This window comes from Rhodopirellula maiorica SM1 (assembly GCF_000346295.1).
GTDB lineage: Bacteria > Planctomycetota > Planctomycetia > Pirellulales > Pirellulaceae > Novipirellula > Novipirellula maiorica.
Window position 1 is genome coordinate 1 of record NZ_ANOG01000645.1, and the last position, 9,278, is coordinate 9,278.

Annotated in this window: 7 protein-coding genes; 5 read left to right on the top strand and 2 right to left on the bottom strand. The window is 54.8% G+C overall.

Annotation, left to right across the window (positions count from 1 at the left end; genetic code table 11):
• From cls to RMSM_RS20650, 5 genes are all read left to right on the top strand, one after another.
• Positions 1–1,443, top strand: a 1,443-nt coding sequence (gene cls / locus RMSM_RS20630) for a cardiolipin synthase (RefSeq protein ID WP_040768594.1), incomplete at its 5' end; no start/stop codon positions are given.
• 429 nt (positions 1,444–1,872) lie between these two features.
• Positions 1,873–2,874: an Acg family FMN-binding oxidoreductase gene (locus RMSM_RS20635; protein WP_008700644.1), complete on the top strand. Its 1,002-nt coding sequence runs from the start codon at positions 1,873–1,875 to the stop codon at positions 2,872–2,874.
• A 123-nt stretch (positions 2,875–2,997) separates the two neighbouring features.
• Positions 2,998–4,044, top strand: coding sequence for a dihydroorotate dehydrogenase-like protein (locus RMSM_RS20640; protein WP_008700646.1), 1,047 nt, complete (start codon positions 2,998–3,000; stop codon positions 4,042–4,044).
• A 56-nt stretch (positions 4,045–4,100) separates the two neighbouring features.
• Complete coding sequence (locus tag RMSM_RS20645) at positions 4,101–5,000, top strand: universal stress protein (protein ID WP_008700648.1); 900 nt, start codon at positions 4,101–4,103, stop codon at positions 4,998–5,000.
• A gap of 48 nt (positions 5,001–5,048) precedes the next feature.
• The gene (locus RMSM_RS20650; protein ID WP_008700650.1) at positions 5,049–6,572 is read left to right on the top strand and encodes a bifunctional aminoglycoside phosphotransferase/ATP-binding protein; all 1,524 of its coding nucleotides are present in this window, start codon (positions 5,049–5,051) and stop codon (positions 6,570–6,572) included.
• Positions 6,573–6,615: 43 nt separating this feature from the next.
• Here the strand turns inward: RMSM_RS20650 and RMSM_RS41145 are convergent, their stop codons facing one another.
• A complete protein-coding gene (locus RMSM_RS41145; protein ID WP_008700652.1) occupies positions 6,616–6,792 on the bottom strand; it encodes a hypothetical protein in 177 nt (58 codons plus the stop codon).
• Positions 6,793–7,137: 345 nt separating this feature from the next.
• Positions 7,138–9,278: choice-of-anchor Q domain-containing protein (locus RMSM_RS20655; RefSeq protein ID WP_040768598.1), on the bottom strand; the 2,141-nt coding region annotated here is incomplete at its 5' end.

The following is a 9,278-nucleotide window of genomic DNA, read 5'->3' on the forward strand; positions in this document are numbered from 1 at the left end:
ACTCTGATTCCGCCGCTCGCGGTGTTGATTGAACTGTTGGCCATTGTTTCGGCGTTTCATGCGTTGCGGCATGTTCGTACGGCACAGGCGGCGGTGGCGTGGGTGATTGGGTTGGTGACGATTCCATTTCTGGTGTTGCCAATGTATTGGGTGTTCGCGCGACATCGTTTCGAGGGGTACCGAGAAGCAATTCGCGCCGTTGGCGAACGGCATGTCCAATCCGTTGCGTCGGTTCGCCGCGAACTAATCACCGATGCCAATATTCGCACCACTAACTTGGACACGTCGCTCGAGTATCTCGCAGACGTCTTGGATACGCCGCTGTGTACAGGAAACTCGTATGAACTGTTGATTGATGGAGACGCGTTCTTTGACTCGTTGCTGCAACGGATCGATGCAGCCGAACACTATGTGTATCTAGAGTTTTACATTCTTCGCGATGACGAGATCGGCAGCAAACTTGCCGACGCACTACTGCGGTGTGTCGAGCGACGCGTGGTTGTGCGGTTGTTGTACGACGAAGTGGGATGTCTGCGATTGCCGCGGCGATATATCAGTCGATTGGTTGCTGCGGGAATTGATATGCGAGCGTTCAATACCCGGCAAGGGTTTGTGAACCGATTTCAAATCAACTTTCGCAATCACCGCAAACTTGCGGTGATTGATGGCAAGATCGCCTTTGTCGGCGGGCTGAATGTGGGCGACGAGTATATCGGGATCAGCGCGGGCCGGACACGATGGCGAGACACCGCCGTCGAGATCGAGGGGGAATTGGCTCGCAAGGTCCAAGCAGTGTTTGCAGGAGACTACTACTGGGCCGCACGAACCGATTTGCCCGAAGCGACTTGGCATTTCGAAGCGGATCGAAGTTACGGGGGGGGGCCGGAAACGGATTCGAGCATCGCGGCGGTTTGTGCAACTGGCCCCGCCGATCAACGGCCGCGGGCAACGATGATGTTTGCGTCGACTGCCGCGACAGCAAAACGGCGTCTGTGGATCAGCACGCCCTATTTGGTTCCCGATGACGCTTTGATGGTCGCGTTAGCAATGGCGCGTGCGCGTGGTGTCGATGTTCGCTTGTTGATCCCGTCGATAGCGGACCAATGGGCCGTCTTTTTGGCGGGGTTCTATTACGAGCAGCAATTGGCCGAAGTTGGGATTCCGGTTTACCGTTTTCCCCACGGATTTATGCACCAGAAATGTGTCTTGGTTGATGATGATTTGGTGTTGATCGGATCGCATAACTTCGACAACCGATCGCTGTACTTGAATTTCGAGTTGATGGTTGCGATCGCGGACCCCAAGCTGATTGCCGACGTCGTGGAGATGCTGGAACACGATTTTGCTGAATCGGCTCGCAGCAATGTGCCAGGCAAATCGTTGCGTCCTCTTTTCGCGCGCATCGGAACCGCAATCGCACGCTTGTTCAGCCCCGTCTTGTAACAACCCCGTCTTGTAACAAACCAGTGCTGTAACAAATCTCCACCACTCTTTCGTAGCGGAACTCGTCAACGGCTTGTTGATTCAAACGAGATGCAGACTGAATTGGTGAGCCGCAGGACGTAAGGCACCGGGTAGTGCGTGGGACCCGGCCTCTGACGAGAACGTCCGGCTTAGGCCAGAGGCCGATACATCCTCTGCCGTGGCCGTAAGGCCATGGGATGTAGCGTTCCGCTGCAAGATGCTTCACAGCGTTGGCCCAAACGGCCAATGGCATTTCACTCAATGATGCATGCCTACTTACTCAAATAGTTAGGTGCGTCAATCGTTCGCAGTGCCCCGCTCGAACACGGCCCATTGTTTGCAGCCTTTTTTCCAGTGTTTGGTAACTCACCGAAAAGCTCTTCTCTTGTTCGAATAGGTTGTAATGCGATGACTACGAATACTTTGGTCCAACCTCCCCTCACCGCTCGGCTTCGCGATGCGGTCCAGCATGCGACTCAAGCACCCTCGAGTCACAACACACAGCCTTGGTTATTTCGGATACGCAATGACGGCGTCGAAGTGATTGCCGATAAGCAACGAGCATGTCCTGTAGTCGACCCTGAGGATCGAGAGTTGTATATCAGTTGTGGTGCGGCGCTGTACCATCTGCGGCTGGCAATGATGGCCGACGGGTTGGCGACGTTGGTGAAGGTGTTGCCATCTCGAGTGAATCCTGATTTGGTGGCACGGGTGCTCGTTGCGGGGTCGCACATCACGTCCAGCGATGAACAGTCGCTCTTTGATGCCATCCCTAAACGACGAACGAATCGCTTTGCCTTCGAGTCTCGCGAAGTCGATCCAGGTTTACAGGTGGAATGGATGGATGACGTTCGATCCGAACATGCTTGGATTCACTACTTCCAGACGGACCAGCAGAAACATGCGGTGGCGGATCTTGTTTCTGAAGGGGATCGTCGTCAGGCCAGTGACCGACATTTTCGTCGCGAGCTTGCCAAGTGGGTTCACTCCAACAACAGTTCGCGTCGCGATGGACTTCCCGGCTATACCCATGGCGCCAGCGATCTAGCGTCGAATTTTGATAGCTTTATCATTCGCACGTTTGACTGGGGGAATGGGAAAGCGGCCATCGATCGTCAACTCGCCGAAGGATCGCCGCTATTGGCTGTGATCGGGACTCGTACCGACACGATGGCCGATTGGATTGCCTGTGGGCAAGCGCTTGCCAAAATGTTGTTGCGAGCGGCTTCGTGGTCGGTTGATGCATCGTTCTTGAACCAAGCGATCGAAGTCGAATCGCTGCGAAAGCAATTGATGGATTTGACGGGCAATGAGGGTACGCCCCAGTTGTTGTTGCGATTGGGCTACGGCAAAGAGGTCAAACCAACACCGCGACGTCCGCTCGACGACGTGATTCTCGAGCAAGCGTGATCCCGCGGTGTGATGAGCGACCTTCGCTACTCGAATCGGAAGCTCACCGGCATGCCGTTTGCCTTGTTTGGCGTTTAATGGAATGGAGTCCACGATTTGTACTCGTCTGAGGATTGCCCGATCATGCCATCGGAACTTGCCTGCTGTTATCTGGGAATGGAACTTGAGTCACCTGTGTTGGTTGGCTCTTGTCCGCTGACCATGGAACTTGAAACGGTTCGTCAATTGGTCGACGCCGGTGCCGGAGCGATCGTGCTGCCATCGATTTTGCAAGAGCAGATCCTGTACAGTCGATTGCTGAAAAACAGCCCCGAACATGCGATCGAGCGTAGCGGCTACCAACCACAGCAGGACAGGTTCAACGGTGGTACCGAGAAATATCTGCAGACGATCGAAACCTTGCGCGCCAACGAGTCGGTTCCGATTATCGCCAGTATGGATGGGATCGACGATGGTGACTGGATTGGCTATGCAAAGGAAATTGAGGCGAGTGGGGCCAATGCTTTGGAGTTTAATTGGCATCCCGCGATCTTCAGTCCCAGCGAGTCGGCCGAGGAGATCGAAGAACGGGTGTGCGTAATCGTACGGCATTTGTGTGCAAGTGTGTCAATTCCGGTCGCTGTGAAATTGAGTCAACGGTTCACGAACTTGGCTTCGATGGCACGAAAATTACAAATCGCCGGTGCTGACGGCGTGGTTTTGTTCTCGCATCTGCCTCAATGGGATGTCTCGGTTGATCGTGGGCACTGGACGATCCGTTGGGAATTGTCCCCGATCAACTCGCTCGGATTGATTCTCGAAGGAATCGTGCGAACCCGTGCAAGCGAGATGGATCTGCAAATTGCGGCCAGCGGAGGAGTGCGATCTGCCGAAGATGCGATCAAGACGATGATCGCCGGTGCGGATGTGGTGATGGTGACGTCGGAGGTCTACCGCGAAGGGCCTGAGGTGATTCGCAACATCGTCCAAGGCATCTCAAAATTTTTGGACACAGGTCCCTATCCATCTCTGGCCGATTTTCTGCATGCCCGACCAGTCGTCAAGTTGGGACCCAAGCATTTGATGAGACTGTCCTTTGTTGATCCGCATACTCGCTCGGAGCCTTATTTCGATCCGACCCCCGTCGTGACAAGCGACACCGGGGATGCGTTTGGACATAAACACACTTGATTGCCCGTTGCGCCAGATTGCCCGCTGTACCTGATTGTTTCTGAGGAGACGTTCTGATGAAAAAGATTCTATTGGCGACCGACGGTTCACCGCACGCCGAGGATGCGACTTGGTTCTTGGCTCATTTGCCTCATGGGGACAAGGTCGAGATTACGGTGTTGTCGGTACTGCACGTGCCCACCGCAGGCAGTGTCACCGGATTGGGCGATTGGGTGGAAACGATTTTGGAGCGAGAACGCGAACGCGCCATCGATACCTTTGCCAAGATTGAATTGATGTTTGATGGTGCCAATGTGAAATTGAAGCACCTGATCGAACAGGGACACGTCAGCGAGACGATTATTTCGGTCGCGAAACGTGAACAGTCTGACTTTCTTGTGATGGGGGCGCGGGGCCATTCTCAGGTCGAGCGATTGATATTGGGCAGCACGAGTGACTACGTTGCTACGCATGCCAGTTGCAGCGTTCTGGTGGTGCGGCCCACGGGCTTTCGCAAAGCCAATCATCCGATCCGAATCGCGATCGCGTATGACGAAACCGGTCCCGCCGAAGCAGCACTCGAAGAAATCGCAGAGGTGCGTCTGGGAGCGGAGCCCGATCTGCGTGTCGTGTCTGCGTTGTTTGCGGGCGGAGTTGACGAATCCGACCGACGCAAATCGACCGAGCTTGCCGCGAACAAAGCAGCTGACCGGTTACGCGGCACCGCAGCCCACGTTCGTGTCGAATCGATCGTACACGATCACATCGGCGAAGGATTGGTCCGTTACCTCGAGGAAAACCAGTGTGACATCGTGGTCGTGGGTGAGACTCCTCGCACACGGTTGGGGCGAGTTTTAATGGGAAGTACGTCGCGATTCGTTTTACGGCACGCGCCCTGCAGCGTTTGGATTACTCGAAATCGAATGCTTCAAGGGATCCCCAAAAAGACGCCGCAAGCGGAAACGGCGTCGACATAGTTCGTGTCTCTCCCGTTTGCCGTATGCATGTAACCCTCAATTGGATCGATGGACACTACCGATGTGAATTTGGTCGAATCGCTACACGATCTCGATGCATTCCCCGACTCCAATGCGACCATTGAATTCCACGAGACTCACATTTCTTGGGTCTTTCTCGTCGGTGATTATGCATACAAGATCAAAAAGCCGGTCAAAACCGACTTTCTTGATTACAGCACGCTTGAAAAACGCCGGCGGTTGTGTCAGGAAGAATTGCGACTGGACAGCCGTTTTGCTGACGACTTGTATTTAGATGTCGTGCCGATTTGCAGAGTGGATGGAAAACTCCGGGTGGAATGCGAAGGCGAACCGGTCGAGTACGCTGTCAAAATGCGTCGATTTCCCGACAGTGCCCTGCTGAGCGAACGAGTCAAGGCAAGTAGATTGACATTGCACGAAGTATCGCAACTGAGCGATTCGCTTGCTGATTTTCATCAATCCGCCGCACGCTGCGACCACAGCGACGCAATGAGCTGGCCGGATTTCGTATTTGACAATATGAGATCGATGCTGCGGCAGCTAAAACAAGCATGCTCGACACAAACGGTGACGACAATCTATGCGGTAGAGCAATGGTCGGAATCGGTGATCCGTGAACATGGGCATCTATTCACTCAGCGAGCGGAACAGGGGTTCATTCGTGAATGTCATGGCGATCTGCATCTGGAAAATGTTGTGAATTGGCGGGGCCGATTCATTCCATTTGACGGGATCGAGTTTAACATGCGAATGCGCTGGATCGATGTGATGAGTGATGCTGCCTTTTTGATGATGGATTTTGCCGCTCGCGGACACCTTGAACTCGGTCGCAGTTTTGCCAACTTTTACCTCCAGCGTACCGGCGACTACGCTTCGCTGCGTACGCTTCGTTGGTTTCTCGTCTATCGAGCCATCGTTCGTGGTTTGGTCGCTTCGATCCGCGCAGAACAGGCCGATGCGTCAGCAGCAGAACGAGAAGAAGCGAAATCCGATTGCCGTAGCCATGTCGCTCTGGCTCACCGATTTACGACCGAGGAAACGCCTACGCTGTGGATCACTCACGGAGTCAGCGGTAGTGGGAAAACGACAAAGAGTGAACGCATTGTCCAGCAATATGATTGTTTTCGGATTCGTAGTGATGTCGAACGCAAACGTATCCACGGTTTGAAACCAACGGATCGTTCGTCGCAGAGTGATCTCTACAGTGATGAATCCACGGCAGCGACCTATCAGCGATTGCAGCATCTCGCCAGAGAAATTTTGCAAGCGGGATATTCTGTTATCGTGGACGCCACGTTCCTGCAGCAATCACAGCGTGCATCTTTTCGAGAGTTAGCGTCTCGCGAATCCGCGGCGTTTGCGATCTTAGACTGCTACGCCGACACCGAAACGCTGCATCAACGCGTGGCGGAACGGGGACGCAGCAACGGAGATGCGTCGGATGCTGATAATGCGGTGTTGCAACACCAACTTGCGGAACGCCAGCCGCTGACGCCTGAGGAACAGCAGTACGTCGTCAGGTTGTCAGAGAACCAATCAGCCTCGCGATAGGGGCAACCTCGTGGTAGGGGCAATCCCGCGATAGGGAAACGGGTTACCGCGTCAAGAAATAGTAGGCTGCTGCAATCACTAAGATCCCAATCAAAATCAGCGGATAGGTCAAGCCGACTACCGCAAAGGGGGTTCCAGGTGCTTTTTTACCGAGCGGTTGGTCTTTGGAATGAATCGAATCTTTCACGTTGTCCGTCACGGTTTTTTCTTCGTGATTCATGAGCTAACCTTCAATTGTGCGTCGTTGCTGTGAATGCGTTGCAAGTATCGCGTTGCCAGTGCAGTCCGTTTCCGCGAAACGATACCTGCACACTTCGCAAACACTTTGCACATGGCGTGCCACGAATTGAAGATCGCACTCGTATTGCAGGCTGCTAGTGAGCAGCCTTTCCTCGAAGGCTATATCGCCATGCTACGACACGTTGCAACCGCTATTTTAGAACGGCCCTGCGTGCTAATCGTTCGTGGTGATCGCTGATCAAGCAGCGGGGCGATGCTTTGTATTGCTGTGGGATCCCCCCTGTCTCCCGCCGGAATCCGCTGTCGTCGATGACGCCACGGTCCGCTACGACAACAGCGCGATCAGGGAATCATCGAGCTGCGATGACGGTGCAAACTCTTCTTCTTCCATTGCTTCGTCTACCGCATCAAGATGAATGGTCGACGGGGACGGACTCGAATCGTTGGTGGCACTGGATCGGACGAGCAGTGACTCGGACGACGTCTCCCCAAAAAGCGTGTCGACCGCATCGTCACTCGCCGCGGTGTCTGGCTCGTTATTGGATGTTGTGGTGGGCAGCAACGGAGGAAGCGAATCGGCCGTCACAACGATGTCAGCCGTGTTTACGCTGGCACGGCTGAGTTGATTGATGATACGCAGGGCATCGAGCGCAGTGACTTTGTTGTCGCGATTGACATCCAGGAAACGAGGAATGGTCTGTTCGCCTTCCCCACCACCAATGCGATTGAGCGAATTGATCACCAATAAAGCATCCATCGCCGTGGTCTCGCCGCTGGCGTTGGTATCGGTGGGTTGCACGATGTTGGTCGGCGGAGCATTCGAGAGCGATCCGGGCCCCGTGGACGTGCGGATCGCAAAAACGCGATCAACGAATTGAGGTTCGAACACGATCGCGTACACGCCGCCAGCTTCGAGTGACGCGGTGGCTAATGTACCAATCATGTTGCTAACGATCATCGCGTCGGTGTCGAAGATCAAAATCGTTTCGCTCAGCGAAGCGGTGCCCACCGGAGTGACGGTGACGACGGTGTCGATTAATGCCTGGAACAAGATCGCCGTCGTTGTGCCGTCGCCGGGGACAGGTTGGCCTCCTTCGACTTGATTGGGAATGACCACGCGAGGAACCGTTGGTGGACGATCATCGTCGAGGACAATTCCGTCGGCTGTGGCGGTCACGATGGACGCATCGCCAGACGCATTGCTGAGTGTGACGCGGAAGTTTTCGTTGTTTTCGATTGTGGTGTCGCCGTTAATATTGACGGTGATCGTCTTGCTCGATTCACCCGCTGCAAAACGGACCACGCCATCTGGGAGATCGCCATCCTCGAAATCGTTGGCCGATGCAGGGTTGTTTCCGGTACCGGTAACGACATAGTTGACCGTGGTCACGCCCGCAGTGTTGCCTGTACGTGTGACGGTAAAGGTAAACGGGGTCAATCCCGAGCTGCCTTCGTTCTTAATGGCATCAGCTGCAGCAATTGACAACACGGCAGGGTCAACCGTGCCGTTTAAGTTTGATTCGAACGCTCCGATGTCAAACCCGGTGCCTTGTGGTCGTGCGACTCCTCGTTGGTCCACGGTCAATCCAGCGGCGACACCCGAGTTCAGTGCTGGGCTGCCCTGCAGCAACGCAATCGTATGCGTCGGTCCACCATTGTCACCCAGCATGTCTAGCAACGCGTCGACATCGGTGATGTTTGTCTGTAATGATCCCGACAGCGTGACACCAGCCGAATTGCCAAGCAGGTTGTTACCGCCGCTGGTAATCGAACCCGATGCGTCCGTTCCGGTCGTAGCATTATTGTTGGCAACGAGAGTGTTGGTGGTGCTGAATACGCCGCCAAGCGTGTAGATTCCTCCACCAATCACGGCGGTGTTACCGGCGATGGTGACACTGGTCAACGTGACATCGGCTCCTTCGCTGTTGATGCCACCACCGTTGATGGTCGCGGTGTTGGCTGCAATCGTCGAGTTTGTAATGGTGATATCACCGCTCGTGCCATCGTTGAAAATACCGCCTCCGTCTGCCGATATGTTCCCCGAGACGGTTGAGCGAGTCACGGCGAGCGTGCCTTCGCCACTGTTCCACAGCCCACCACCCTCGTTCGTTGCCGAGTTTGCTGAAATCGTACTATCCAAAATTGAGACACTGCCTGCGCCGGTAATATGCAGCCCACCACCGTTTCCCGGTGCGTCTCCCGCGACGTTGCTATGGAGCTGAACACCACTCAGCGTGATCGAGACGCCCGCGTTGTCTTCGATTCCGCCGCCAGCACGACTCGCTGAATTGGACGCGATTGTACTTCCCGAAATTGTCGTCGTGCCGCCGAGGTTTAGAATCCCGCCACCGCTGCCGCTGGTTCCGTCAGCAACGTTGTTACTAATCGTGGTCGAGCTGCCCGTGATCGTGAGGGTGCCACCGTTGTTAAAGATCCCGCCGCCACCATCGTCGGCCGCGTCACCCG

What these genes read in the sequence shown, in the direction of transcription:
- RMSM_RS41145 (WP_008700652.1), bottom strand. Translation starts at nt 6,792, where the DNA reads ATGAATCACGAAGAAAAAACCGTGACGGACAACGTGAAAGATTCGATT.
- RMSM_RS20650 (WP_008700650.1), top strand. Translation starts at nt 5,049, where the DNA reads ATGGACACTACCGATGTGAATTTGGTCGAATCGCTACACGATCTCGAT.
- RMSM_RS20635 (WP_008700644.1), top strand. Translation starts at nt 1,873, where the DNA reads ATGACTACGAATACTTTGGTCCAACCTCCCCTCACCGCTCGGCTTCGC.
- RMSM_RS20640 (WP_008700646.1), top strand. Translation starts at nt 2,998, where the DNA reads ATGCCATCGGAACTTGCCTGCTGTTATCTGGGAATGGAACTTGAGTCA.
- RMSM_RS20645 (WP_008700648.1), top strand. Translation starts at nt 4,101, where the DNA reads ATGAAAAAGATTCTATTGGCGACCGACGGTTCACCGCACGCCGAGGAT.